The 24,604-nt window shown below is 65.8% G+C and carries 27 protein-coding genes; 11 read left to right on the top strand and 16 right to left on the bottom strand.

Going from position 1 to position 24,604, the window contains the following annotated elements; genetic code table 11:
* Positions 1-426: a nuclear transport factor 2 family protein gene (locus A5736_RS09185; protein ID WP_076245732.1), complete on the top strand. Its 426-nt coding sequence runs from the start codon at positions 1-3 to the stop codon at positions 424-426.
* A 20-nt stretch (positions 427-446) separates the two neighbouring features.
* On the opposite strand, the gene A5736_RS09180 is transcribed toward A5736_RS09185, so the two are convergent.
* Positions 447-971 carry a gamma carbonic anhydrase family protein gene (locus tag A5736_RS09180; protein WP_076122729.1) on the bottom strand — a complete coding sequence of 175 codons (525 nt, stop codon included), beginning with the start codon at positions 969-971 and terminating at the stop codon, positions 447-449.
* A 115-nt stretch (positions 972-1,086) separates the two neighbouring features.
* Here A5736_RS09180 and A5736_RS09175 point away from each other — a divergent pair, with 115 nt between their 5' ends.
* Positions 1,087-2,256, top strand: coding sequence for a Rieske 2Fe-2S domain-containing protein (locus A5736_RS09175; RefSeq protein ID WP_076122730.1), 1,170 nt, complete (start codon positions 1,087-1,089; stop codon positions 2,254-2,256).
* A 4-nt stretch (positions 2,257-2,260) separates the two neighbouring features.
* Positions 2,261-2,713: a hypothetical protein gene (locus A5736_RS09170; protein ID WP_076245730.1), complete on the top strand. Its 453-nt coding sequence runs from the start codon at positions 2,261-2,263 to the stop codon at positions 2,711-2,713.
* 1 nt (position 2,714) lies between these two features.
* Here A5736_RS09170 and A5736_RS09165 read toward each other — a convergent pair whose 3' ends face one another.
* The gene (locus tag A5736_RS09165; RefSeq protein ID WP_233147962.1) at positions 2,715-3,287 is read right to left on the bottom strand and encodes a TetR/AcrR family transcriptional regulator; all 573 of its coding nucleotides are present in this window, start codon (positions 3,285-3,287) and stop codon (positions 2,715-2,717) included.
* 109 nt (positions 3,288-3,396) lie between these two features.
* Between A5736_RS09165 and A5736_RS09160 the strand changes: the two genes are divergently transcribed.
* Entirely contained in the window at positions 3,397-3,687 is a 291-nt protein-coding gene (locus tag A5736_RS09160) for a hypothetical protein (protein WP_254848331.1), read from the top strand.
* Here A5736_RS09160 and A5736_RS09155 read toward each other — a convergent pair whose 3' ends face one another.
* From A5736_RS09155 to A5736_RS09125, 7 genes are all read right to left on the bottom strand, one after another.
* Positions 3,688-4,833 (bottom strand): sulfotransferase, encoded by a 1,146-nt coding sequence (locus A5736_RS09155; protein WP_076122734.1) that lies wholly within the window; start codon positions 4,831-4,833, stop codon positions 3,688-3,690.
* A complete protein-coding gene (locus A5736_RS09150; protein ID WP_076245728.1) occupies positions 4,833-5,615 on the bottom strand; it encodes an SDR family oxidoreductase in 783 nt (260 codons plus the stop codon). Before A5736_RS09150 ends, A5736_RS09155 begins: the two co-directional genes overlap by 1 nt.
* 2 nt (positions 5,616-5,617) lie before the next feature.
* Entirely contained in the window at positions 5,618-6,745 is a 1,128-nt protein-coding gene (locus A5736_RS09145; RefSeq protein ID WP_076245726.1) for a hypothetical protein, read from the bottom strand.
* A gap of 88 nt (positions 6,746-6,833) precedes the next feature.
* Entirely contained in the window at positions 6,834-7,133 is a 300-nt protein-coding gene (locus tag A5736_RS09140; protein WP_076122737.1) for a hypothetical protein, read from the bottom strand.
* 42 nt (positions 7,134-7,175) lie between these two features.
* Entirely contained in the window at positions 7,176-8,216 is a 1,041-nt protein-coding gene (gene dmpG, locus A5736_RS09135) for a 4-hydroxy-2-oxovalerate aldolase (protein ID WP_076245724.1), read from the bottom strand.
* Entirely contained in the window at positions 8,213-9,127 is a 915-nt protein-coding gene (locus A5736_RS09130; protein ID WP_076122739.1) for an acetaldehyde dehydrogenase (acetylating), read from the bottom strand. The genes dmpG and A5736_RS09130 overlap by 4 nt, the downstream gene beginning before the upstream one ends.
* 44 nt (positions 9,128-9,171) lie before the next feature.
* Positions 9,172-9,957, bottom strand: a complete 786-nt coding sequence (locus A5736_RS09125; RefSeq protein ID WP_076122740.1) for a 2-keto-4-pentenoate hydratase — start codon at positions 9,955-9,957, stop codon at positions 9,172-9,174.
* Positions 9,958-10,029: 72 nt separating this feature from the next.
* On the opposite strand from A5736_RS09125, the gene kstD reads away from it, so the two are divergent.
* The 4 genes from kstD to A5736_RS09105 all read left to right on the top strand — a co-directional run bounded on the left by kstD (position 10,030) and on the right by A5736_RS09105 (position 15,525).
* Positions 10,030-11,721, top strand: coding sequence for a 3-oxosteroid 1-dehydrogenase (gene kstD, locus A5736_RS09120; RefSeq protein ID WP_076245764.1), 1,692 nt, complete (start codon positions 10,030-10,032; stop codon positions 11,719-11,721).
* A 1-nt stretch (position 11,722) separates the two neighbouring features.
* Positions 11,723-12,583, top strand: coding sequence for a MaoC family dehydratase (locus tag A5736_RS09115; protein WP_076245722.1), 861 nt, complete (start codon positions 11,723-11,725; stop codon positions 12,581-12,583).
* 81 nt (positions 12,584-12,664) lie between these two features.
* Positions 12,665-14,419, top strand: a complete 1,755-nt coding sequence (locus A5736_RS09110; protein ID WP_076122741.1) for a cyclic nucleotide-binding and patatin-like phospholipase domain-containing protein — start codon at positions 12,665-12,667, stop codon at positions 14,417-14,419.
* A gap of 158 nt (positions 14,420-14,577) precedes the next feature.
* Positions 14,578-15,525, top strand: a complete 948-nt coding sequence (locus A5736_RS09105) for an adenylate/guanylate cyclase domain-containing protein (protein ID WP_076122742.1) — start codon at positions 14,578-14,580, stop codon at positions 15,523-15,525.
* Here the strand turns inward: A5736_RS09105 and A5736_RS09100 are convergent.
* The 7 genes from A5736_RS09100 to A5736_RS09070 all read right to left on the bottom strand — a co-directional run bounded on the left by A5736_RS09100 (position 15,522) and on the right by A5736_RS09070 (position 22,416).
* On the bottom strand, positions 15,522-16,370 hold the full coding sequence (locus A5736_RS09100) for a DUF559 domain-containing protein (RefSeq protein WP_076245721.1): 849 nt from the start codon (positions 16,368-16,370) through the stop codon (positions 15,522-15,524). The genes A5736_RS09105 and A5736_RS09100 overlap by 4 nt on opposite strands.
* A gap of 108 nt (positions 16,371-16,478) precedes the next feature.
* Complete coding sequence (locus A5736_RS09095; RefSeq protein WP_076245719.1) at positions 16,479-17,648, bottom strand: lipid-transfer protein; 1,170 nt, start codon at positions 17,646-17,648, stop codon at positions 16,479-16,481.
* Positions 17,648-18,049: a MaoC family dehydratase gene (locus A5736_RS09090; RefSeq protein WP_076245717.1), complete on the bottom strand. Its 402-nt coding sequence runs from the start codon at positions 18,047-18,049 to the stop codon at positions 17,648-17,650. Before A5736_RS09090 ends, A5736_RS09095 begins: the two co-directional genes overlap by 1 nt.
* Positions 18,046-18,999: a bifunctional MaoC family dehydratase N-terminal/OB-fold nucleic acid binding domain-containing protein gene (locus tag A5736_RS09085; RefSeq protein ID WP_076245715.1), complete on the bottom strand. Its 954-nt coding sequence runs from the start codon at positions 18,997-18,999 to the stop codon at positions 18,046-18,048. The genes A5736_RS09090 and A5736_RS09085 overlap by 4 nt, the downstream gene beginning before the upstream one ends.
* Positions 18,996-20,159: an acyl-CoA dehydrogenase FadE29 gene (fadE29, locus tag A5736_RS09080; protein WP_076128605.1), complete on the bottom strand. Its 1,164-nt coding sequence runs from the start codon at positions 20,157-20,159 to the stop codon at positions 18,996-18,998. The genes A5736_RS09085 and fadE29 overlap by 4 nt, the downstream gene beginning before the upstream one ends.
* The gene (locus A5736_RS09075) at positions 20,144-21,163 is read right to left on the bottom strand and encodes an acyl-CoA dehydrogenase family protein (RefSeq protein WP_076245713.1); all 1,020 of its coding nucleotides are present in this window, start codon (positions 21,161-21,163) and stop codon (positions 20,144-20,146) included. Before A5736_RS09075 ends, fadE29 begins: the two co-directional genes overlap by 16 nt.
* Positions 21,163-22,416 (bottom strand): cytochrome P450, encoded by a 1,254-nt coding sequence (locus tag A5736_RS09070; protein ID WP_076128601.1) that lies wholly within the window; start codon positions 22,414-22,416, stop codon positions 21,163-21,165. Before A5736_RS09070 ends, A5736_RS09075 begins: the two co-directional genes overlap by 1 nt.
* Before the next feature lie 160 nt (positions 22,417-22,576).
* On the opposite strand from A5736_RS09070, the gene A5736_RS09065 reads away from it, so the two are divergent.
* The 3 genes from A5736_RS09065 to A5736_RS09055 are packed head-to-tail and all read left to right on the top strand — an operon-like array spanning position 22,577 to position 24,603.
* Positions 22,577-23,740, top strand: a complete 1,164-nt coding sequence (locus A5736_RS09065; protein ID WP_076128600.1) for a steroid 3-ketoacyl-CoA thiolase — start codon at positions 22,577-22,579, stop codon at positions 23,738-23,740.
* Complete coding sequence (locus A5736_RS09060) at positions 23,741-24,127, top strand: hypothetical protein (RefSeq protein WP_076128597.1); 387 nt, start codon at positions 23,741-23,743, stop codon at positions 24,125-24,127.
* Between the two features lie 20 nt (positions 24,128-24,147).
* Positions 24,148-24,603, top strand: a complete 456-nt coding sequence (locus tag A5736_RS09055; RefSeq protein WP_076064198.1) for a nitroreductase family deazaflavin-dependent oxidoreductase — start codon at positions 24,148-24,150, stop codon at positions 24,601-24,603.
* Position 24,604 lies beyond the last annotated feature (1 nt).

The following is a 24,604-nucleotide window of genomic DNA, read 5'->3' as shown; positions in this document are numbered from 1 at the left end:
ATGACCGAGACTCAGGAAAAGACCAAGAACCCCGCCCACGAGGCCGGCCGCCGCTCCCGCGAGGCCGTCATCGCCAGGGACAAGGAGGCGTGGCTGGCGGTGTTCGCCGAGAACGCCATCGTCGAGGACCCGATCGGGCCGTCGCCGTTCGACCCGGAGGGCAAGGGGCACCGGGGCCGCGACGCGATCTCGGCGTTCTGGGACAAGGCGATCGCCCCCACCACCAAGATCGAGTTCGTCTTCCGCGACACCTACCAGTGCGGCAACGAGGAAGCCAACGTCGGGCACATCCTGATCACCACGGGCGACTACCAGACCACCGCGGAGGGCGTGTTCACCTACAAGGCCGACGACGAGGGCAAGATGCTCGCCCTGCGCGCGTACTGGGAGATCGATCGCGCGGTCGCGAACACCAAGAAGGTCTAACGCCGCACGCTCGGCAAGGTCTAGATCGGCTCCAGCCCGGCGATATGCCGCTGCGCCAGGTCGCGATAGGCCTGCGGGTTGAGGTTGACCCACATCTCCGCGCCGGTTCCGGCGATCGGCCCCTTCACCTGGGCCGGCGATCCGACGGCGAGCATCCCGGCCGGAATCTGGGTGCCCGCCAGCACCAGCGACCCGGCCGCGATCAGGCTGCGCGCGCCGATCACCGCGCCGTCGAGAACGGTCGCGTGGTTGGCGATCAGCGCCTCGGATCCGACGTGAGCCCCATGGATGCAGCACAGGTGCGCCACTGTCGCCCCGGGACCGATATCCACCGGGATGCCCGGCGGCGCGTGCAGCATCGACCCGTCCTGCACGTTGGCACCCTCGCGCACCACGATGGGCCCGTAGTCGCCGCGCAGCACGGCGTTGAACCACACCGACGCGCCCGCCTCGACCGTGACGTCGCCGATCAGGGTGGCCGTCGGGGCCACGAACGCGGAGGGATCGATCCGGGGCGAGCGACCCTCGAAAGAAAACAGCGGCATCGTTTACATATACCGCAGCGCGAATATCACGTGGCCAGACGCACCGTCATTGCGCATGGCGACCGCAAAACTGTAACGTGTTCTAGTTAGAGGGCTCGCAAGTTGGAGGTGACAAGTGAGTACCGATACCAAAGCGGTCGGCATCCGGGAAATCGATCCCGGTCCGTTGCCGACGAGGTACGCCCGCGGCTGGCACTGCCTGGGCGTCGCGAAAGACTTCCGGGACGGTAAGCCGCACTCGATCGAGGCGTTCGGCACCAAACTGGTCGTTTTCGCCGACTCGCATGGGGACCTGAAGGTGCTGGACGGCTATTGCCGCCACATGGGCGGTGACCTCTCCGAGGGCACCATCAAGGGCGACGAGGTCGCGTGCCCGTTCCACGACTGGCGCTGGGGCGGCGACGGCCGCTGCAAGCTGGTGCCGTATGCCAAGCGCACACCGAAGACGGCGCGCACCCGGTCCTGGACGACCGACGTGCGCGGTGGCCTGTTGTTCGTCTGGCACGACCACGAGGGCAACCCGCCGGACCCCGCGGTCCAGATCCCCGAGATTCCCGAAGCCCACAGCGACGAATGGACCGACTGGCGGTGGAACAGCGTCCTGATCGAGGGTTCCAACTGCCGCGACATCATCGACAACGTCACCGACATGGCGCACTTCTTCTACATCCATTTCGGTCTGCCGACGTACTTCAAGAACGTCTTCGAGGGCCACATCGCCTCGCAGTACCTGCACAACGTCGGCCGACCGGACGTCAACGACCTGGGCACCTCGTACGGGGAGGCGCACCTGGATTCTGAGGCGTCCTACTTCGGGCCGTCCTTCATGATCAACTGGCTGCACAACAAATACGGCGACTACAAAGCCGAGTCGATCCTGATCAACTGCCACTACCCGGTCACGCAGAATTCGTTCGTCCTGCAGTGGGGTGTCATCGTCGAAAAGCCCAAGGGCATGGACGAAAAGATGACCGACAAGCTGTCGCGGGTGTTCACCGAGGGCGTCAGCAAGGGCTTCATGCAGGACGTCGAAATCTGGAAACACAAGACCCGCATCGACAACCCGCTGCTGGTGGAGGAGGACGGCGCCGTCTATCAGTTGCGCCGCTGGTATCAGCAGTTCTACGTCGACGTCGCCGACATCCAGCCGGAAATGGTGGAGCGCTTCGAGATCGAGGTAGACACCACGCGCGCCAACGAATACTGGAACGCCGAGGTCGAAGAGAACCTGAAGGCGCGGGAATCCGAGCCCGCATCCGAAGAGGTACCCGCCGAACAACACTAGGCCCATGTCCGACGATCAGCCCGCGGTCCCCGACGTCGACCGACTCGCGCGTTCGATGTTGTTGCTGCACGGCGATCATCACGACCACGAAGAGCGCGAGAGCCGGACGGGCCGGGGCGGTGGATCCTGGTCAAAGTCAAGAGATTTCGCCGACGATCCGCAGCGCGCCGCGGCGGTCGCCGACGCCACCCGCGCGGATCGCGATCGCTACCTCACCTCGGGGCTGCTGCCCGTGGATTGCCGGTTCTGTCACGTCACGGTCACCGTCAGGCGCCTTGGCCCGGGCCACACCGCGGTGCAATGGAACACCGAGGCCTCCCAGCGATGCGCGCACTTCGCCGAAATTCGCGAATCCGGCGGCGATACCGCACGCACCCGGTCCTGCCCGAAGTTGAGCGACAGCATCGAGCACGCCGTCGCCGAGGGCTATCTGGATTCGGTTTCCGACGACTACTGAGTCAATCGCCTTGCGGCAGTTTGGTGATCGCTTCGAAGGCCTCCATGAACACCGCCGCGATGTCGTCGTCAGGGGCGCTGGCCATCGGCTTCTTCTGCAACAGGACGCGCTGCACGCCGATGCCCAGCAGCAAGGCCGTCACCATGTCCGCGCGAATCCGGGCGTGGTCGGCGGTTATCCGCTTGGACAGGTTGCGGGTAAGGCCCTGCTCGAGTTGTGAGTTCAGCCGGGTCACCACCGCCGGGTCTCCGCTGGATCGGAGCAGCGCGAAGAGCGGGGCTTCGACGTCCCGTCGCGCCCCGAGGACCCGGGCGATCATTTGCCGGCCCACGGTGTCGTCGGCGGCGTTCCGGATTTCGTCGGTGTCTTCCGAGACGTCGGTGGCTTCCGCGAAAAGCCGTTGCTTCGAGCCGAAATAGCGGCGAACCAGGGTGACGTCGACGCCGGCTTTCGCGGCCACCTCGCGCAGGCCGACGGCGTTGTACCCCTGACCGAGGAACAGCTCCCGCGCCGCTGTCAGCAGTCGACTTCTGGTCGCACCGGCGTCGCGGCGCCGCGGCGCTGCATTGTCCATGCCGCTCCCTTCAGTTATGTCCACGACTGTAGACATCACCGCGGCGTTGCGCTAGCGTAGTAGCTATGTCTACGACTGTAGACATAGCAGTTACTCCAAGGAGGTCCTCATGGCTGGAGTCATGCTGGTCAAGCAGCGAGTAGCCAGCGTCGACCGATGGAACGACGTGTTTCGCGATCCGGAACTGGACGCGACGCGGCGCCGGCATGGGCTCGTGGTAACCGGGACCTACGTCGACGGCGACGATCCGAACACCGTTCTGGTCGTCATGGACATGGAAAACATCGACGCCGCACGGCAATTCGCAGCGTCGACCGAGCTCGCCGAGGCACGGGAGCGGGCGGGCGCGATCGGGTCTCCCGACGGGGTGTGGTTGGGGGCGCAGCGGATCGACGGCTGACTACAGCCCGGCGAAGCGCTCCTTGACCGCGTCGACGGTGAGCCCGTAATCGGCCAGTGAATACGTGTGTTTGGGCGCACGGGCGCCGGACTGGCTTTCGGCATGGCTTTTTTCCATCGCGGTCCGCGCCTCGTCGGTCAGCGTCAGCCCGAAGTGCCGGTAGATGTCGGCGACCGTACCCAAGGGATCGGCGATCAATTCCCGGTACTCGACGTCGTAGAACTGCGCCGGATCGTATTTGGCGCGTGCGGTGTTGAATCGTTCCAACCCACGCGACCAGGTTTCCATTGAGTCGGCGCCGATTTGGGCGCCGACGTACGTCGTCGACCAGCCCTCCGCGGTGTGCTGGGCCAGCGAGCACATCGAGGCCATGATCGTCTCGACCGGCCGATGGGTCTGGATCACCAGCGCATCGGGATAGGTCTTCATCAAGGCGTCCAGCGCGAAGAGATGGCTGGGGTTCTTCAGCACCCAACGCTTGTCGGCGTCGTTGAGCCCGATCAATTGAAGGTTCTTGCGGTGCCGACGATACGACGGAGTCCAGTCCTGCTCCGACAACCACTTTGAGTAGCTCGGCAGGTGCGCAAGGGTTTCGTAGGACACCGAATGCAACGATTGCCGCAGCAGTTGCCAGCATTCCTCCAGCTCGTATGCGGCCATGAAGTGCAGCCCGGTGTATCCGGGGTTTTCCGCGTGGTGCTGGGTGAACTGCGCATCGAGCTGGCGATACAGCGGGTTTGATTCCCAGGTTTCGCGCGGCGGGCGCGGCTGCGGGAACTCGGCCAACCACATGTGCAGGCCCTGGTGTGCCGGGTCGGCGCCGAGCAGCCGGTGCAGCGCCGTGGTGCCGGTGCGCACCAGCCCGGTGACGAAGATCGGCCGTTCGATAGCGACGTCAGCGTGCTGTGGGTGTTGCTTCCACGCGGATTCGGACAGCAGCCTGGCGACCAACGCGCCGCGCAGGAAGAACCGGTTCATCTTGCTGCCCAACACCGTTAGGCCCGCTTCGCGCCGGTACGAATCCAGCAAGACCTCCAGCGCTTCGAGGTAGTTGTCGTCGTTGGTGCCGAAGTCGTCCAGCCCGATCAGCTTGGTGGCCGATGCGTGCAACTCGTCGACGGTGCCGATATCGGTGCGATCTGACATCAGGTGTGGTACTCCCCGCAGTTGACGTCCAGGGTCTGTCCGGTGATTCCGCTGGACAGGTCGCTGGCCAGGAACAGGATCGCCGAAGCCACCTCGTCCTCGGTGGGCAACCGCTTGAGGTCGGAGTTCGCGGCGGTGGCCTGGTAGATCTGGTCCATCGTGGTGCCGTACTTGCCGGCTTGATGTTCGAAGTAAGACTGCAACGTGTCGCCCCAGATATAGCCGGGTGCAACGGAATTGACTCGGATGCCCTTCTCGCCCAGTTCGGTGGCCAGCGACTGCGACATCGACAGCAGGGCGGACTTGGCCATCTTGTACGCGCCGTATTTCGCCTGCGAGTGCCGCAGCACCATCGAGTTGACGTTCACGATCGATCCGCTCGACTTTTCCAGCGCGGGGGTGAAGGCCTGGATAAGCCGCAGCGCGCCCAGCGCGCTGAGCTCGATCGCGTCGCGGATGTGCTGAAATGTGGTGCCGGCCAACGGTTTCATCGACGGCACCCGGAACGCGTTGTTGATCAGCACGTCCACTTTTCCGTAGGTCTCCATGGTGGCCTCGACGAGGTTGTTCACCGCGTCGTCGTCGGTGATGTCGGTGCGCACCGCGAGCGCCTGGTGTCCGGTGTCGGTGATCTCCTTGGCGACCCCCTCGAGCCGTTCCATGGTGCGCGCCGCCAGTACTAGATCGGCGCCGTCGCGTGCGCACCGGTGCGCCAGCGTGGTGCCGAGACCCGGCCCGACCCCGCTGATGACCACGACCTTTCGTTTGAGCATGCCCGACATCGTCACCCCAGCATCCTGGCCGCAATTTGGCTTTGTCGCAACGCGATTCGCTCGCGCCACTGCTCCTCTGAGATCTTGTTGCGCTCGAAATGCGGCAGCGCGGCCGGTACGGCGTCGAAGTCGACCACCTCGACGGTGGGCCCGTCGGCCTCGGTGAGTTCACGAGATACCCGCTGCCAGCGGAACTGCAGAAAACCGCGTCGATGGCCGAGGGTTTCGACCCAGTTGGTCACCCCCGGATTCTGGTCGGCGACGACGATGCGGACCTTGCCGTCCGGATCCGCTTGAGCCTGAGTGTTGTTCAGCGAGGTCTGGTGGTTGATGTAGTCCAGCGAGATGTACCACAGGCTGCCCAGCTGGAAGCCGAGATACGGGGCGTCCGAAACCGGGATCGTGATCACCAGCGCCTGATCGGGCCGCAGGTCGAAGTGCCCCACCGACGAGTACTGGGTTGCCAGGCCACCCGGAGTCAGCCGGGGCGGCACCATAGTGTTGACCGGGAGGTCGAGGTAGAACCACTGCGGGAACTGCAACCAGGTCTTCACACGGTTCACCAGCTGCTTACCCGCTGTGGCATAACGCTTTTCGATGAGCTGTCGGGTCAGCGGCGGGGGTGCGGTGCCGGCGGTGTCCAGCCTGGCGATGGTCAGCGTGCCGCGCTGCGCCGACCAGTCGCCATAGACCTCGCGAATCACCAACTGCCCGTTGCTGGTCGGCCGCACCCGCCACTCGAAGCTGCCGTCGGCGGCGATCTCAAGTTCCCGGTCGTCGAACGCCGCCTGGCTGGCTGGCACGTTGTCGTCGGTGTATTCGCCGCCGAGCAGCTGGAAGCTCAGGTCGGTGGTGGTGCCTCGCCGGCCGGTGACCACGTAGTCGTGGTCGGCGTGCACACGCGTGCCGAAGTAGAGGGTGTCGGGGTTGTCGAGGCCCATCTTGGTGAAGGGGCCGGTGCCCGACTGCAGGAAGGGATGGTCACGCTCGTAGTCGAAGGCCAGGTGCTCACACGCGGCTATGCAGCCAGCCAGGTACTGCAGCCCTTCGAGCAGGTCGGCTTCGGATTCGATGTGCGGCGCGGCGGCGACGAGTTTCTCGGCTTCGGCGATCGCTTCGGTGAGGGGATCAGAGAACACGCCTAGACGCTAGAACGTGTTCTACTTTTTCGTCAATGGCGAACATTCCCGCGCGTCGTCGCCGGCGCGCGACGACGACTGCCGCTCACTACGGCACGCACTGCTGGGACAGGTCGATCAGATGCTGCCGCACGTCCGGATGCCGATTCAGGTAGTCCAGGACGGTGCCGTTACCGCCCTCCGCCCGCGACCTGGCTTCCAGCTGCTGGTGAAGATCGGGATGGCGCTGCAGATACGAGTCGATCGAATTACCCACGGTCTGATTGCACGGGGGATCAGCGTTGGCCACCGGCAGTGCGATCACCGCCGACGCCGCGGCAGCTAGCAGACCACCGGCGAGCACACCGCAGATTCCGCGGCGAGAACGGCTCGCTGTGTTGGATGTCATGCGCGCCAGGTTACTCGCGCAAAATTGACCGCGTCGTCGTCGTCAGTGCGTGACGGCGGCGCCGCTCTCCTGCTCGCGCTTGATTTCCAGCGCGATGTCGATGAGTTGGTCTTCCTGGCCGCCGATGAGCTTGCGCTGACCGGCCCGGTGCAACAGCGCCGCCGCGGGCACCCCGTAGCGTTCGGCCTGGCGCACCGCGTGCTTGAGGAAGCTCGAGTACACCCCGGAGTAGCCCATGATCAGCGCGTTGCGGTCGAGCAGGCACTCGGCCGGCATCGCCGGCCGCACCACGTCCTCGGCGGCGTCGGCGATGTCGAAGAAGTCGATGCCGGTCTTGACGCCGATCTTGTCGAACACCCCGATGAGGGCCTCCACGGGGGCATTGCCCGCGCCGGCCCCGAAACGGCGCACGCTGCCGTCGATCTGCTTGGCGCCGGCCCGGACGGCCTCGACCGAGTTGGCCACCCCCAAGCCGAGGTTTTCGTGCCCGTGGAAGCCGACCTGGGCGTCGTCCCCGAGTTCGGCGACCAGCGCGGCCACCCGGTCGCGCACCCCTTCGAGGACCAGCGCCCCGGCCGAATCGACCACGTAGACGCACTGGCATCCGGCGTCGGCCATGATGCGGGCCTGCGCGGCCAGCTTCTCCGGCGGGATGGTGTGGGACATCATCAGGAACCCGACGGTCTCCAGGCCCAGCTCGCGGGCCAGGCCGAAGTGCTGGATCGACACGTCGGCTTCGGTGCAGTGAGTGGCGATGCGGCAGATCGACCCGCCGTTGTCCTGCGCTTCCTTGATGTCGTCTTTGGTGCCCACCCCGGGCAGCATCAGGAACGCGATCCTGGCCTCTTTGGCGGTCTCGGCCGCGAGCTTGATCAGCTCCTGCTCGGGCGTCTTCGAGAATCCGTAGTTGAAGCTCGAGCCGCCCAGTCCGTCGCCGTGCGTCACTTCGATGACCGGAACGCCGGCCGCATCCAGGGCGGCCACGATGGCGTGGACCTCGTCCTTGGTGAACTGATGCCGTTTGTGGTGCGACCCGTCGCGCAGTGAAGTGTCCGTGATCCGGACGTCCCAAATGCCGGTCATCGTGTACCTCCCGCAACGGAAAGCGTTTCCTTGGCGATCTCCTCGCCGACCTTGGTGGCCGCCGCGGTCATGATGTCGAGGTTTCCCGCATACGGGGGCAGGTAATCGCCCGCGCCCTCGACCTCGATGAACGTGGTGACCAGCGCCCGGCCGCCGGAGTTCATCGACGGCTCGTCGAACTGCGGCTCGTTGAGCAGCCGGTAGCCCGGCACATAGGTCTGCACCTCTGCCACCACGTCGTGGATGGACTTGGCGATCGCGTCGCGGTCGGCATCCTCGGGGATGGCGCAGAAGATGGTGTCGCGCATGATCATCGGCGGGTCGGCCGGGTTCAGGATGATGATCGCCTTGCCGCGTTCGGCGCCGCCGATGGTTTCCACGCCCTTGCTGGTGGTCTTGGTGAACTCATCGATATTCGCGCGGGTGCCGGGCCCGGCCGACACCGAAGCCACCGACGCGACGATCTCGGCGTAGGGCACGTCGACAACCCGGGACACGGCGTAGACGATCGGGATGGTTGCCTGCCCGCCGCAGGTGATCATGTTGACGTTGGGCGCATCCAGATGTTCGCGCAGGTTGGCCGGCGGGATCACCGCGGGGCCGACCGCGGCGGGCGTCAGGTCGATGGCCCGGATCCCCGCGGCCGCGTACTTCGGGGCGGCGTCCCGGTGCACGTACGCGCTCGTCGCCTCGAACACCAGGTCGGGCTTTTCAGACTGCGCCAGCAGCCAGTCGACGCCTTCGTGGGTGGTCTCCAGACCCAGCTTGCGGGCCCGGGCCAGGCCCTCGCTTTCCGGGTCGATCCCCACCATCCAGCGCGGCTCCAGCCAGTCCGATCTCAGCAGCTTGTAGAGCAGATCCGTGCTGATATTTCCGGACCCGACGATGGCCACGCTTGCCTTAGACGGCATGTCGACTCTCCTGGTATTTGGACTAGTTCAAAAGTAATCCGGCGCTATTCGAAGGACAACCGCACCGAACCGAGACCCGTGAAGTCTGCGACGAACTCGTCTCCGGCGCGTGCATCGATCGCGCGGGTGCACGATCCGGGTAACACGATGTCACCTTTTCGCAGCCGGACGCCGAAGCTTTCCACCTTGCGGGACAACCACGCGACCGCGGTGACCGGGTTACCGAGCACGGCGTCGCTGCGGCCCTCCGCAATCACCTCGCCGTTACGGGTGAGCACCGCATCGATCGCCTTGACGTCGATATCGCCCGGCGCCACCCGCGCCTGCCCCAGCACGAAGCCCGCGGACGAGGCGTTGTCGGCGATGGTGTCGCACAGCGCGATCTTCCAGTCGGTGATCCTGGTGTCGATCAGTTCGATCGACGGAGCCAGGGCTTCGGTGGCCGCCAGCACGTCATCCTCGGTGCAACCGGCCCCCGGGAGGTCGGCGCCCAGGATGAAAGCGACTTCCACCTCCACCCGCGGCAGCAGATAGCGGCCCGCCTTGACCGGGGTGTCCTCGAACACCTGCATCTCGTCGAGCAGATGCCCGTAGTCCGGCTCGTCGACACCCATCATCTGCTGCATCGCCTTCGACGAGAGCCCGACTTTGTGGCCCAGGACCCGGGCCCCTTCGGCCACGCGCTGCCGGATATTGATCAGTTGGATCTCATAGGCGTCGACGACGTCGATGTCTGGGTAGGCGGCGGTGAGCGGACTGATCGCCTCTCGACTTCGCTCGGCCTGCGCCAGGTCGGCTGCCAGCTCGTCGCGCGTGGCAACACTGAGCATTTACCGAAGTCCCCTCGTCCGTGTGACCGGGCCAGTAGCGCCCGACCCGGGCAATTCTATAACGTGTTCTACATGACAGCGCAGGAGTACGACGTCGTCGTGGTCGGGAGCGGCGGAGCCGGCATGGTTGCTGCCCTCGCCGCCGCGCACCGAGGCCTTTCGACAGTAGTCATCGAAAAGGCCCCCCACTTCGGCGGCTCCACCGCGCGGTCCGGGGGCGGGGTCTGGATTCCGAACAACGAGGTGCTACGGCGCGACGGCGTCAAAGACACGCCCGAAGCCGCCCGCACCTACCTACACGGAATCATCGGCGACATCGTCGAGCCCGAACGCATCGACGCCTACCTCGAACGCGGGCCCGAGATGCTGTCGTTCGTGCTCAAGCACACGCCGCTGAAGATGTGCTGGGTGCCGCGCTACTCCGACTACTACCCCGAAGCGCCGGGCGGCCGCGCCGGAGGACGCTCGATCGAGCCGAAGCCGTTCAACGCCCGCAAGCTCGGCGCCGACGAGTCGGGGCTGGAGCCAGCGTATGGCAAGGTGCCGCTGAATGTGGTTGTGATGCAACAGGACTACGTGCGGCTGAATCAGCTGAAGCGACACCCACGGGGGGTGCTGCGCAGCCTGAAGGTCGGCGCGCGCACGATGTGGGCCAAGGCGACCGGAAAGAACCTGGTCGGTATGGGCCGGGCCCTGATCGGACCGCTGCGGATCGGTCTACAACGTGCCGGCGTCCCGGTCCTGCTCAACACCGCACTCACCGACCTGTACGTCGAGGACGGGGTGGTGCGTGGGGTGTATGTCCTCGATACGAGAGCTTCGGAATCGGCTGAGCCCCAGCTGATCCGGGCCCGGCGCGGCGTGATACTGGCCAGCGGCGGATTCGAGCACAACGAACAGATGCGGGTGAAATATCAGCGCGCGCCGATCACCACCGAATGGACCGTGGGCGCTAAGGCCAATACCGGCGACGGCATCCTCGCCGGCGAAAAGCTCGGTGCCGCCTTGGATCTCATGGAAGACGCGTGGTGGGGGCCGACCGTGCCGCTGGTCGGTGCGCCGTGGTTCGCCCTGTCGGAGCGCAATTCGCCGGGATCGATCATCGTCAACATGTCCGGCAAGCGGTTCATGAACGAATCGATGCCGTATGTCGAAGCCTGCCACCACATGTACGGCGGGGAATTCGGCCAGGGGCCGGGGCCGGGCGAGAACATCCCGGCGTGGCTGGTGTTCGACCAGCGATACCGCGACCGCTACATCTTCGCGGGTTTGCAGCCCGGGCAACGCATTCCGCGCAAATGGCTGGAATCCGGCGTGATCATCCAGGCCGCCACACTGGAGGAGCTGGCATCTAAGGCCGGTTTGCCCGTGACCGACTTCGCCGCGACGGTAGAGCGGTTCAACGACTTTGCGCGGTCGGGGGTTGACGAGGACTACCACCGCGGCGAAAGCGCCTACGACCAGTATTACGGCGACCCGACCAACAAGCCGAATCCCAATCTCGGCGAGATCAGCCAGCCGCCGTACTACGCCGCCAAGATGGTGCCAGGGGACCTCGGTACGAAGGGCGGCATCCGCACCGACGTCCACGGCCGTGCCCTGCGCGACGACGGGACGATCATCGAAGGCCTTTACGCCGCAGGCAATGTCAGTGCCCCGGTGATGGGACACACCTATCCCGGCCCCGGCGGCACGATCGGACCGGCGATGACCTTCGGATATCTGGCGGCGCTGCACATTGCTGATCAGGGCGGGAGCAACTGATATGCCTATTGACGTGGACGTCGCACTGGCGGCGGAGCTGGACCCTATTGAATTCTCTTGGGTCAGCAGCGATATCCAGCTCTACCACCTCGGGCTGGGTGCCGGCGCCGATCCGATGGACCCCCGCGAGCTTCGTTACCTGGTCGACGACACGCCCCAGGTGCTACCGACGTTCGGCAACGTGGCCGCGACTTTTCACGCCACCAAACCGCCGACCGTGAAGTTTCCCGGGATCGACATCGAGCTGGGCAAGGTACTGCACGCCAGCGAGCGGGTGGAAGTGCCCGGGCCGCTGCCGCCGTCCGGTTCCGCGCGCGCCGTCACGCGGTTCACCGACATCTGGGACAAGGGCAAGGCCGCCGTGATCTGGAGCGAGACGACGGTCAGCGCACCCGACGGCACCCTGCTGTGGACCCAGAAGCGATCGATCTTCGCCCGCGGCGAGGGCGGATTCGGTGGGGAACGCGGGCCGTCTTCGGCTGACGCGGCGCCGGACCGAGCTCCCGACCTGGAGGTCGACATGCCGATCCTGCCGCAGCAGGCGCTGCTCTACCGGCTGTGCGGCGATCGCAACCCGCTGCACTCGGATCCGGAATTCGCAGCCGCCGCAGGCTTTTCCCGGCCCATCCTGCACGGTCTGTGCACCTACGGCATGACCTGCAAGGCGATCACCGACGCCCTGCTGGACGGCGATGCCGGCGCCGTAGCCGCCTACGGCGCGCGTTTCGCCGGTGTGGCGTTTCCCGGTGAAACGCTCAGGGTTGGCATCTGGAAGGAGAACGGCCGATTCCTGGCCAGCGTCGTTGCGCCTTCGCGTGACGACGCCGTCGTGCTTAGCGGCGTCGAACTTCTGCCCGCATAGCGCCTTTGCGCGCGGGGGGTTACCGCTAAACTGCGGAACATGCTTTCCGTCCTTGGGCCGGGACACCAATAGCAGTACCTCATGAGCCCCAAACGGGAGTCACCCGTACCGCGTGCGGTCGATGAGCGAACCGCACTGCGGAATATTCCGATATTCGCTGAGATCGACGACGAGCAACTCGATCGACTCTCGAGCGCGGTAGCTCGCCAGTACATCCCCGCCAACGAGTGGCTATTTCGCATGGGAGACCCGCCTGACGCCTTCTATGTCATCGCCTCGGGGCGATTCGCTGCGGTCGGTCCTGATGGACAGGTGTTTCGTGAGATGGCAGCCGGCGAGTCGGTCGGAGACCTGGGCGTGATCACCGGTGCCGCTCGCTCGGCCGGAATACGAGCCCTTCGGGACGGCGTCGTCTGGAAGATCGCCGCCGACACGTTCACCGAAGTGCTCGCGAAGGCTCCGTCACTGCAGTATGCGATGTTCCGCGCGATGGCAGGGATGCTTCGCGAGTCACGATCGGCCAACGTCTCTCGGGGTCGCCGGGTGGTCGGCGTGCTGTCGACCGGGGATGTGGCCGCGGCCCCGATCGTCGACACGGTCGTGACTCGCCTGGGACCGCACGGTGACGCCGCGGTGGTCGCGCCGCCCGTCGACACGACGGCTGGCGCGAATCACTACGGCGAGCTCGTCGAAGCGTTCAGCGAGACCGTTGACCGGATGGAGCGAAGCAACGATTGGGTCTTGCTGGTGGCCGATCGAGGCTCGGGCGACAACTGGCGACGATATGTCGTCGCGCAAAGCGACCGACTCGTGGTCCTCGCGGATCAAGCCCATCCGCCGGAAGCGCTCGATCCACCCGTTACGCAAAAGCCGGTCCACCTGGTCACGTGTGACGTGGTGCCGGATCCCAGCTGGTGGGACTTGCTGCAGCCGGTCTCCCATCACCAGGCCGACGACGGCGGAATCGGTGCCCTGGCGCGCAGGATCGCCGGCCGGTCGCTGGGTCTGGTGCTAGGCGGCGGTGGCGCCCGGGGGCTCGCGCATTACGGCGTCTACGAAGAGCTCACACGGGCGGGCATCGTCATCGACAGGTTCGGCGGCACGAGCGCCGGTGCTCTCGCCGCGGCAACCTTCGCGCTGGGGCTGGACGCCCCCGATGCGACCGCCGCGGCACGAGAGTTCATCGCGGAAACTCGGCCGGTTAGCGACTACACGATCCCCGCGGTAGCCCTCACGCGAGGCCGGCGCGTCGATCGCCTGGTAGAGGGATTCTTCGGCAGCGGGACCCTGATCGAGCATCTGCCAAGGGAGTTCTTCTCCGTGTCGACGGACATGATCACGGGCGACCAGGTCATCCATCGGCGTGGACTTTTGTGGGTCGCCGTGCGCGCGTCGATCTCGATCCCCGGTCTCATGCCGCCGGTGCAACGCGGCGAGCAGCTCCTCGTCGACGGTGGACTGTTGAACATCCTCCCGGCCGACTTGATGTGCGCCGACCCGGACGGCGAGGTCATCTGCGTCGATCTGCGCACGACGTACGTGCCATCGAAGGGCTTTGGTCCGCTGCCGGCAATGCTTCAGCCTCCCGCATTCGTCCGGCGGCTGCTGACCGGGACGGATGTGGCCCTACCACCGCTGCAAGAGACATTGCTTCGCAGCGTTGAACTTGCGGCCCCCAAAGGAAATCTGCGCGAGTTCCCCCGAGTGGCGGCGATCATCGAGCCGGACGTCTCGGCGATCGGTCCGCTGGACTTCAAAAACATCGATGCCGCCCTGGAAGCCGGGCGGATCGCGACCCGGGCGGCCCTGGAAGCACAGCCGGCGCTTGTTCGCTGAGCGTCGGCCCTGCTTGTAGCATTAGCTCTGCAACCAACGGCTCTTCAGATGGACGCTTCGTGTGTGCACCAGGTCGTCAAGCCGGGCGGGGCAGACAACACGGGGTCTCGCTCGCGACATCGCACGCGGCCGTTCCAGCGCGGCTAGGTTGGTAATTCATGCGCTCCGATTGGTGGGACAAGCCACAGGCCCATCTCGACATGCGCATAAACGGCGCCGACGTGAGTGTGCCGATTTTCGATCAACTCTTCGTCGGCCGTCAGTGCGCGGGGATCGACGAACAACGCCGGCTGGTTATCCCCGATCCGAACATCTCACGTAACCACCTCGAGATCCGCTTGGACGTCAGCACCGACCGGGCATACCTCATCGACACCAGCACCAACGGGACGTTGCTCAACGGCATGCCGCTGGAGCGCGCCGTGCAGGTCCCTCTCAAGCCCGACGACCGGATCTCGGTGGGCGACGTCGTGCTCACCTTCCGGTCGGACCGGTTCAACGCAGTCGGGGTGACCAACACCAGCCCGACGCTGACGCGGATCGTCGAGGAGACCATGGTGATGGTGGTCGGGGATATCACCAACTACTCGACGATCTCCGAAGTCACCGACAACCAGGTGATCGCCCGGAGCCTGAACTACCTTTGGCACGAGCTCGGCCGCGTCCTGCGCGCCCACCGCGGCACGCTCAACCATTACGCCGGTGATGCGCTGTACGCGGTCTGGGAACTGCGGACGATTCCGGCGGCGAACGAGCTCGCGATCGACTTCGCGCTCGCCGCGAACCGAAGGGTCGAGGAGCTGGGGCCCTCGCTTCCGCTGCGCGCCCCGGACGGCTCGCCGATTCGCATGGGTTGGGGCGTGGTGCAGGGCCGGGCCGCGATCGCGGCGATGACACGAACGGTCACGGCCGTCATCGGCGACGCGACCAACGTGGCGTTCCGGCTGGCCGGCATTGCCGGGCGCGCGGGTTATGCCGACGTGATGGTCAGCGCCGGCGTGCATGCTGCCGTCGAGGCGCAATACGTGTGGGGCCACCCCGAGCAGGTAGAGATCAAGGGCCGGCGCGGGACGGAGACCGTTTTTCCGGTTGTCGGCCGCTGCTAGCCGGGTAGCCCGCGGCGGGCGAATGCGGCGCGAACACGGCCAACGATCTCGGCGGGCCGATCCCCGGCCACCACCCGGATGACGATCCACCCGAGTCGCTCGAGTGTTTCCAATCGCCGGACATCCCACGTGTATTGCCGGCGATCGGTGCGGTGTTGCTCGCCGTCGTACTCGACCGCCACTTTGACGTCCTCCCATCCCATGTCCAGATATGCGATCGCACTGCCGAATTCGTTGCGTACCGGAATCTGTGTCTCCGGTTTCCGTAAGCCCGCCTGGAGCAAGACGATTCGCAACCACGACTCTTTGGGCGACTGTGCACCGGGATCGAACAGGCTTACCGCTTGGCGTGCTCGCACGATGCCCCTGCGCCCCGCGTATCTGCGAGCCAGCAGCTCGACATCAGCCGCCTTGATTTCCGTTGCTCTGGCAAGGGCGTCGATCCCCGCCACGGCCGTCATGGTCGGGTACCAACAGCCGAGGTCCAGCGCCGTCCTCGTTGGTGATGTAACCGCTACGCCGTCGATCATTTCGATTTCGTCCGCTTCGACCGTGTCTCTGTGCAGCTGTATCCCTGCCGCGACATGGTGGTTGTCGTGAATCAGCTCCACAGCTCTTCTGTCGTCGACCCATGTGCTTCCGTGCAGCGCAGCCGCCGAGAACCCCGCCACAACTCCCCGGCGGCCGGTCCACAACCATCCCGCCTTGGCGCGCACCGTGGCGGTGAGCTCGGCATCGCGATCGATGTAGACGCCTCGAAAAAGCCGGTGGTAGCGCGTTTCCAATTGACTCTTGGTCAGCAGCCCGCACGCAACGGCTTCGCTCCCGACAAATGGCTCGTCCATCGCCGCAGGGTCGCACGCCTCCAGACCGGCGTCACTTCAGCCGCCGAGCGCCCGGCCAGCCGCACGTTGGGCCTTGAGCGCCCGGCTAGCCGGGCGCTCGGCACAGCGCTAGCCCAGGATGAGGCCCGACGTCGGGACGCCCGTCCCGGCGGTGACCAACACGTGCTCGACGTCGGGCACCGGGTTCACCGAGGTGCCACGCAACTGCCGCACGCCCTCGGCGATGCCGTTCATGCCGTGGATGTAGGCCTCACCGAGCTGGCCGCCGTGGGTATTGATGGGAAGCCGGCCGCCGACCTCGACGGCACCGCCGGCGATGAAGTCCTTGGCTTCACCCTTGCCGCAGAATCCCAACTCCTCCAACTGAATCAGGGTGAACGGGGTGAAGTGGTCGTACAAGACAGCGGTCTGGATATCCGACGGCTTAAGCCCGGACTGCTGCCACAACTGCCGGCCCACCAGACCCATCTCGGGCAGCCCCAGCTCCGGGCGGTAATAGCTCACCATCGTGTACTGGTCCGGGCTGGAACCCTGCGACGCCGCCTCGATGACTGCCGGCCGCTGCTTGAGGTCCCACGCGCGTTCCGCGGACGTCACCACGATCGCCACCGCGCCATCGGTTTCCTGGCAGCAGTCCAGCAGGCGCAACGGCTCAGCGATCCATCGCGAATTCTGGTGGTCCTCAATGGTTATCGGCTTCTCGTAGAAGTAGGCCTTGGGGTTGTTGGCCGCGTGCTTGCGGTCGGCCACCGAGATGACGCCGAAGTCCCTGCTGGTCGCGCCGGACAGATGCATGTACCGCTGGGCGATCATCGCCACCTGCGCGGCCGGCGTGGAAAGCCCGTGCGGATAGGAGAAGGAGTTGTCTGCCGTCGTCGAATCGGCTTGCGCGCCAGCATCACCCACCAACCGCGACTGAACCTGGCCGAACCGCATGCCGGAACGCTCGTTGAACGCCCGGTACGCCACCACGACGTCGGCCACGCCGGTCGCGACGGCCATCGCCGCGTGCTGAATGGTCGCGCACGCGGCTCCGCCGCCGTAGTGGACCTTGGAGAAGAACTTCAGCTCGCCGATGCCGACCGCGCGCGCGACGGCGATTTCGGTGTTGGTGTCCATCGTGAACGTGGTCAGCCCGTCGACGTCGGACGGGCTCAGGCCAGCATCGTCGAGGGCGTCCTGCACCGCTTCGGCGGCCAGGCGCAGCTCGCTTCGGCCGGAGTCCTTCGAGAAGTCGGTGGCCCCGATGCCGACGATCGCAGCTTTACCCGACAACACTAGGCATCCCCCATCGTGAGCGTGGCGGTGGCGACGACGTGGTCGCCAAGGCTGTTGCTGCCCACCACCTTCACGGTGATCAGGCCGTCGTCCACGGCGGTCACCTCGCCGGAGAATGTCACGGTGTCGTACGCGTACCACGGCACGCCCAGTCGCAGCCCGATGGACTTGATCAGCGCTGACGGTCCAGCCCAGTCGGTGACGTAGCGCTGCACCAGCCCGGTGTCGGTGAGGATGTTGACGAAGATGTCCTTCGAGCCCTTGGCCTGCGCCTTGTCACGGTCGTGGTGCACGTCCTGGAAGTCGCGGGTGGCCAGGGCCGTCGAGATGATGAACGTCGGATCGCCGTGCAGCTTCAGCTCGGGCAGCTTCGTGCCGACTTCTATCACCTGTGCAGTCATGTCGCGGGCTCCCAGGCGTACAGGGTCCACTCCGGTCCGGCATCACCGGCCGGGAAGTCGATATAGGTTGCGCGAACGGGCATTCCGATCGCCACCGCGGCCGGGTCGGCGCCGCGCAGCTCGCCCAGCATCCGCACGCCTTCCTCGAGTTCCACGAGCGCGATGACGAAAGGCAGCGTGCGGCCGGGCACCTTCGGCGCGTGGTGTACGACGAAACTGAATACCGTGCCCTTGCCGCTGGCCACCACGTAGTCGATCGGCTCGGCCTTGTCCTGCCACACCGCGGGAACCGGCGGGTGCTGCAGGCCGCCGTCGGGCCGGCGCTGGATACGCAGCTCGTGCGCCTTGACGCCCTCCCAGAAGAACGCGGTGTCCCGCGACATCGAGGGGCGCATCATGGTGTCCGGATCGAGGTCGTCAGGCACCGAGCCGGAGGACTCCGACGATTCCCGCGGCTTGAATTTGAGGATGCGCCAGTTCATCTCGGCGACGTCCTCGTCGCCGACCCGCCAGATGATGTGCTGGTTGACGAAGAAGCCTTCGCCCAGGGCGGTCTGCTTGGGCCCGACCACGTCGCCCATCTCGGAGGTGATGCTGACTTCCTCGCCGGGCTGCAGATAGCGGTGATAGGTCTGCTCGCAGTTGGTGGCCACCACGCCGATGTAGCCGTTGTCGTCGAACAGTTGCATGATCGGGCCGAGCGGATCGTCCTTCGGACGTTCGCCGCCCAGGCCGAACATCGTCCAGACTTGAATCATTGCCGGCGGTGCGACAATTCCCGGGTGACCGGCGGCCCGGGCCGCGGCCTCGTCGGTGTAGATCGGGTTGCGGTCGCCCAGTGCCTCCACCCAGTTGTTGATCGTCGGCTGATTCACCGGATCGCGGGCCGCGCGCGGTTTACTGCTGCCGGCGGCCTTGATCTGCGCGACGGCTTCCTGGATATCGGTCATCTGGGCACCCTCGGCACCTTGAGGCCAGCGGCCGCGATCATCTCACGCATGACTTCGTTGACGCCTCCGCCGAAGGTGATCACCAGGTTGCGCTTTGTTTGCGAGTCGAGCCAGTTGAGCAGGTCGGCCGTGTCGGAGTCCGCGGGGTCGCCGTACTTGCCGACGATCTCCTCGGCCAGCCGGCCGATGTATTGAATGCGCTCGGTACCAAAGACTTTCGTCGACGCGGCGTCGGCCACGTTGATGTCCTCGCCCGCGGCGGCCACCTGCCAGTTGAGCAGCTCGTTGATCCGCCACATCGCATGGATCTCGCCGAGCGCCCGCTTGACATCCTGGTGATCGATCGGCGTGACACCGTCGCCGCCGGGCTTCGACGCCCAGGCGTGCACGCGGTCGTAGATCCCGGCGACCCGGCCCGCCGGGCCGAGCATCACCCGCTCGTTGTTGAGCTGGGTGGTGATCAGCCGCCATCCGCCGTTCTCCTCGCCGACCAGCATGTCGGCGGGCACCCGCACGTCGTTGAAGTACGTGGCGTTGGTGTGGTGGGCGCCGTCGGACAGGATGATCGGCGTCCAGGAGTAGCCGGGATCCTTCGTGTCGACAATGAGGATCGAAATGCCTTTGTGCTTAACGGCTTCCGGGTCGGTGCGGCAGGCCAGCCAGATGTAGTCGGCGTCGTGCGCGCCGGTTGTGAAGATCTTCTGGCCGTTGACGATGTACTCGTCGCCGTGGCGGACGGCAGTTGTCCGCAGGGAAGCCAGGTCGGTGCCCGCCTCGGGCTCGGTGTAGCCGATCGCGAAGTGGACCTCGCCGGCCAGGATCGCGGGCAGGAACTTCTTCTTCTGCATCTCGTTGCCGAAGACCTGCAGTGTCGGCCCTACCGTCTGCAGCGTCACCGCCGGCAACGGCACGTCGGCCCGGTGTGCCTCGTTGACGAAGATCTGCTGTTCGATCGGCCCGAAACCGTGGCCGCCGAACTCTTTTGGCCACCCCACGCCGAGCATGCGGTCCTGGCCCATCCGCCGGATCACCGCGCGGTATGCGGCGCCGTGGCGGTCCTTTTCCATCTCCTTCATCTCGTCGGAGGAGATGAGATTCGAAAAGTATTGCCGTATCTCGGCTTGCAGCTGCCGCTGCTCGGGGGTCAGTTCGATGAACATTGCGCTCCCACCAGGTCGAGACGATGAGACGGCCCGCCCACCTGCCGGGTCAGGTCCTTGATCGTCGAGTAGTAGCGGTGCATCGGGTACGTAATGTCCATCCCCATCCCGCCGTGCAGGTGATGACACGTCTGCATCACCGGTGGCGCCTGAGACGCGATCCAATACCCGAGCACGTCGAGGTCGTCGTCGGCATCGCGGCCCTCGGACAGTCGCCAGACCACCGACTTGGCCGCCAAATCGATGGTGCGCGAGGCGATATAGACCTCGGACAGCTGCGCCGCCACGGTCTGGAAGGTGGACAGTGGCTTGCCGAATTGCTTCCGGTTGGCCACGTAGTCGGCGGTGAGCCGCAGCGCCCCGGCGACCAGCCCGTCGGCGTATGCCCCGATCGCGGCCAACGCCAGCTGATTCACCCGCCGCGCGGTCGCGCCCGCCAGAATGTCGCCGTCGGGAACGGCGACGTCGGCGAACGTGACCGTGTACTCGTCCGAACCGTTCGACGTCGGCGTGCGAACCAGCCGCACCCCGTCGGCCTTCGGCGACACGACGACCACCGCGCTGTCGGACGTCACGACGATCCAGTCCGCCTGTTCGGCATGGGCCACAGCGACTTTGGTGCCAGACAACCGCCCATGCACGAAGGTGGTGGCCGGCCGGTCGGGCAGAGCGGCGCCGGGTTCGTTGAGTGCCGCGGTCAACACACCGCCCTTGGCGACGCCGGCCAGGAACCGGTCCTGCTGTTCGTCGGAGGCCAGGTCGAGTAGCGGCACCACACCAAGGCCCAGCGTCGCCAGCGCCGGGGTGACGGCGCCATGGCGACCGACTTCGGTGAGCACCGTCGCGACCTCGGGCAGGCCGACGCCGTCGCCGCCCAGCCGTTCAGGCACCGGCAGCGCCGTCACGCCGCCGTCAACCAAAGCGCTCCACGAGATCTCGCGGTCGAGCACCGACGTGACGACATCGGCGACCGCGTTTTGCTCGGCGCTGAGGTCGAAGTCCATCAGTGATTCACCGGGCACTTGCCGGTGTAGTCGACCTGCCAGTGCTTGATGCCGTTCAGCCAGCCCGACCGCAGTCGCTCGGGCGCCGAGATCGGCTTCAGGTCCGGCATGTGGTCGGCCACCGCGTTGAAGATCAGGTTGATGGTCATCTTGGCCAGGTTGGCGCCGATGCAGTAGTGCGCGCCGGTGCCGCCGAAACCGACGTGCGGGTTGGGATTCCGCAGGATGTTGAAGGTGAACGGGTCCTCGAAGACCTCTTCGTCGAAGTTGGCCGAACGGTAGAACATGAGCACCCGCTGGCCTTTTTTGATCTGCACGCCCGACAGCTCGTAGTCCTCGAGCGCGGTGCGCTGGAAGCAGGTGACCGGGGTGGCCCACCGCACGATCTCGTCGGCGGCGGTCTCCGGGCGCTCCTTCTTGTACAGTTCCCACTGGTCGGGGAATTCCGCGAACGCCATCATCCCCTGGGTGATGGAGTTGCGGGTGGTCTCGTTGCCGGCCACCGCGAGCATCACCACGAAGAAGCCGAATTCGTCGTCGGAGAGCTTCTCCCCGTCGATGTCGGCCTCGATCAGTTGAGTCACGATGTCGTCGCCGGGATTGCGTCCCTTTTCCTCGGCCATCTTCATCGCGTACGAAATCAACTCGAACGACGACATCTGCGGGTCGACGTCCGCGTACTCCGGATCATCGTTGCCGGTCATCTCGTTCGACCACCGGAAGATCTTGTCGCGGTCGTCCTGAGGCACGCCGAGCAAGCCGGCGATCGCCTGGAGCGGCAGCTCGCAGGACACCTGCTCGACGAAGTCACCCGACCCCGCGGCCGCCGCGGTCTTGGCGATTTTCTGGGCGCGTTCCTTGAGTTCGGCCTCGAGGCGTCCGACCGCGCGCGGCGTGAAGCCACGGGAGATGATCTTGCGCAGCCGGGTGTGGTGCGGCGCGTCCATGTTGAGCAGGACCGCCCGCTGCATGTCGATGTTCTCGCGCGGAATGTCGTTCTGGAACCGCGGGATCACGCAGTTTTCGAAGCTGGAGAAGACGTCACTGCGCCGCGACACTTCCTTGACGTCGTTGAGCTTGGAGATCGCCCAATAGCCGCCGTCGTGGAACCCGCCGCCGGTACCGGGCGCTTGTTCGTTCCACCAGATGGGCGCAGTTGCCCGCAACTCGGCAAATTCCTCGACCGGAATCCGCTCGGCGTAGACGTCGGGGTCGGTGAAATCCCACCCGGGCGGAAGATTGGGGCTGGGCACGCTAATTCTCCTTCACTGCAGTCCTCGATGACCTGCGATCCCAGGACACTAGCTGTCCTAGTGATGCTCTGGTGCCAGTAAAACATGCCTCCACCGCAGACAAAAGGCGCCCAAGCATCCTCGCTTGTCAGAGTAATGAAACGTGTTCTAGCCTGACCCCATGGGTAACCCGGTAATCGTTGAAGCCACCCGCAGCCCGATCGGCAAGCGCAACGGATGGCTGTCAGGACTGCACGCCACCGAGCTGCTGGGCGCGGTGCAAAAGGCCCTGGTTGAAAAGGCCGGCATCGACGCCGGCGACGTCGAGCAGGTCGTCGGCGGCTGCGTCACGCAGTACGGCGAGCAGTCCAACAACATCACGCGGGTGAGCTGGCTCGTCGCCGGCCTGCCGGAGCACGTCGGCGCCACCACCGTGGACTGCCAGTGCGGCAGCAGCCAGCAGGCCAACGGCCTCGTCGCGGGCCTGATCGCGGCGGGCGCCATCGACGTCGGCATCGCGTGCGGAATCGAGGCCATGAGCCGCGTCGGCCTGGGCGCCAATGCGGGTCCGGACCGGACCATCCTGCGGCCCGCGTCGTGGGACATCGATCTGCCCGACCAGTTCACCGCAGCCGAGCGGATCGCCAAGCGCCGCGGCATCACCCGCGAGGACATCGACGCCTGGGGGTTCGAGTCGCAGCTGCGCGCCAAGCGGGCCTGGGAGGAGGGCCGCTTCGACCGGGAAATCTCCCCGATCGAGGCACCGGTCCTCGACGAGCAAAAGCAGCCCACCAGCGACCGCCACATGGTCTCCCGCGACCAGGGCCTGCGCGACACCACCCTCGAGGGCCTGAGCCAGCTCAAGCCGGTCCTCGAGGGCGGCATCCACACGGCGGGCACCTCGTCGCAGATTTCCGACGGTGCGGCCGCGGTGTTGTGGATGGACGAGGACAAGGCCAAGGCGCTCGGGCTGCGGCCACGTGCCCGGATCGTCAGCCAGGCGCTCGTCGGCGCCGAGCCCTACTACCACCTGGACGGACCGGTGCAGTCGACGGCGAAGGTGCTCGAGAAGGCCGGCATGAAGATCGGCGACATCGACCTCACCGAGATCAACGAGGCCTTCGCCTCGGTGGTGCTGTCCTGGGCGCGGGTCCACGAACCCGACATGGCCAGGGTGAACGTGAATGGCGGCGCGATCGCGCTCGGCCACCCGGTGGGCAGCACCGGCAGCCGGCTGATCACCACCGCGCTGCACGAGCTGGAGCGCACCGATCAGAGCACCGCCCTGATCACGATGTGCGCCGGGGGCGCCCTGTCCACCGGCACCATCATCGAGCGCATCTAGTTGGGCGTCTCGGAGGCCGACCGCATCGCGGCGGCGCAGGCGTACATCGACGCGCTCGTCAGCCATGACGGCGACAGCGTTCCGTTCGCCGCCCGGTGCACCCGCATCGAGCAGGGCGTGAAGAACGGGTTTTCCGGAAATCACCTGCGGCGCAGCCTAAATCGTGGACTTCAATATTGGGTCATCGCCGACACCACGCCACCCGATTACCAAATCAGCGGCGACGAGGTGCACGCGGCCTACGACGTGCTGACCAAGGCGGCGTTCGGCCGCAGGCGGCTCGCCGCGCGGGTTGACGAAACGTTCGTGATCCCAGCCGAAAGCGCGAGCGGCCACGCCGAAATACACCACATCAGGGTTCGCTTCCGCCCGTTCATCAAGCGCTAATGGGTCTCTAGGATGACGTCATGCCAAAATCACCGCCGCGGTTTCTGAATACGCCCTACACCGACTTCCTGATCAAGTGGATGTCACGCCTCAACACGTTCATGTACCGCCGCAACGGCGGCGAGGGCCTCGGCGGCACATTCCAGAAGATTCCCGTCGCCCTGCTGACCACCACCGGCCGCAAGACCGGCGAGCCGCGCGTGAGCCCGCTGTACTTCCTGCGCGACGGTGACCGCGTTGTTGTCGCGGCGTCCAAGGGCGGCTCCGCGAAAAACCCGATGTGGTACCTCAACCTGAAGGCCAACCCCAAGGTTCAGGTACAGATCAAAAAAGAGGTGCTGGACCTGACGGCGCGGGATGCCACCGACGAAGAGCGCGCCAAGTACTGGCCCAAATTGGTCGACATGTACCCGTCCTACGACGATTACCAGTCCTGGACCGACCGGACCATCCCGATCGTCATCTGCGATCCCTAGC

The organism is Mycobacterium sp. SP-6446, from assembly GCF_001954045.1.
GTDB lineage: Bacteria > Actinomycetota > Actinomycetes > Mycobacteriales > Mycobacteriaceae > Mycobacterium.
This window is presented reverse-complemented; position numbering and strand designations above follow the sequence as displayed.

Coding starts and splice junctions, on each gene's coding strand:
- A5736_RS09185 (WP_076245732.1), top strand. CDS start 1: ATGACCGAGACTCAGGAAAAGACCAAGAACCCCGCCCACGAGGCCGGC.
- A5736_RS09180 (WP_076122729.1), bottom strand. CDS start 971: ATGCCGCTGTTTTCTTTCGAGGGTCGCTCGCCCCGGATCGATCCCTCC.
- A5736_RS09170 (WP_076245730.1), top strand. CDS start 2,261: ATGTCCGACGATCAGCCCGCGGTCCCCGACGTCGACCGACTCGCGCGT.
- A5736_RS09165 (WP_233147962.1), bottom strand. CDS start 3,287: ATGGACAATGCAGCGCCGCGGCGCCGCGACGCCGGTGCGACCAGAAGT.
- A5736_RS09160 (WP_254848331.1), top strand. CDS start 3,397: ATGGCTGGAGTCATGCTGGTCAAGCAGCGAGTAGCCAGCGTCGACCGA.
- A5736_RS09155 (WP_076122734.1), bottom strand. CDS start 4,833: ATGTCAGATCGCACCGATATCGGCACCGTCGACGAGTTGCACGCATCG.
- A5736_RS09150 (WP_076245728.1), bottom strand. CDS start 5,615: ATGTCGGGCATGCTCAAACGAAAGGTCGTGGTCATCAGCGGGGTCGGG.
- A5736_RS09140 (WP_076122737.1), bottom strand. CDS start 7,133: ATGACATCCAACACAGCGAGCCGTTCTCGCCGCGGAATCTGCGGTGTG.
- dmpG (WP_076245724.1), bottom strand. CDS start 8,216: ATGACCGGCATTTGGGACGTCCGGATCACGGACACTTCACTGCGCGAC.
- A5736_RS09130 (WP_076122739.1), bottom strand. CDS start 9,127: ATGCCGTCTAAGGCAAGCGTGGCCATCGTCGGGTCCGGAAATATCAGC.
- A5736_RS09125 (WP_076122740.1), bottom strand. CDS start 9,957: ATGCTCAGTGTTGCCACGCGCGACGAGCTGGCAGCCGACCTGGCGCAG.
- kstD (WP_076245764.1), top strand. CDS start 10,030: ATGACAGCGCAGGAGTACGACGTCGTCGTGGTCGGGAGCGGCGGAGCC.
- A5736_RS09115 (WP_076245722.1), top strand. CDS start 11,723: ATGCCTATTGACGTGGACGTCGCACTGGCGGCGGAGCTGGACCCTATT.
- A5736_RS09110 (WP_076122741.1), top strand. CDS start 12,665: ATGAGCCCCAAACGGGAGTCACCCGTACCGCGTGCGGTCGATGAGCGA.
- A5736_RS09105 (WP_076122742.1), top strand. CDS start 14,578: ATGCGCTCCGATTGGTGGGACAAGCCACAGGCCCATCTCGACATGCGC.
- A5736_RS09100 (WP_076245721.1), bottom strand. CDS start 16,370: ATGGACGAGCCATTTGTCGGGAGCGAAGCCGTTGCGTGCGGGCTGCTG.
- A5736_RS09090 (WP_076245717.1), bottom strand. CDS start 18,049: ATGACTGCACAGGTGATAGAAGTCGGCACGAAGCTGCCCGAGCTGAAG.
- A5736_RS09085 (WP_076245715.1), bottom strand. CDS start 18,999: ATGACCGATATCCAGGAAGCCGTCGCGCAGATCAAGGCCGCCGGCAGC.
- fadE29 (WP_076128605.1), bottom strand. CDS start 20,159: ATGTTCATCGAACTGACCCCCGAGCAGCGGCAGCTGCAAGCCGAGATA.
- A5736_RS09075 (WP_076245713.1), bottom strand. CDS start 21,163: ATGGACTTCGACCTCAGCGCCGAGCAAAACGCGGTCGCCGATGTCGTC.
- A5736_RS09065 (WP_076128600.1), top strand. CDS start 22,577: ATGGGTAACCCGGTAATCGTTGAAGCCACCCGCAGCCCGATCGGCAAG.
- A5736_RS09055 (WP_076064198.1), top strand. CDS start 24,148: ATGCCAAAATCACCGCCGCGGTTTCTGAATACGCCCTACACCGACTTC.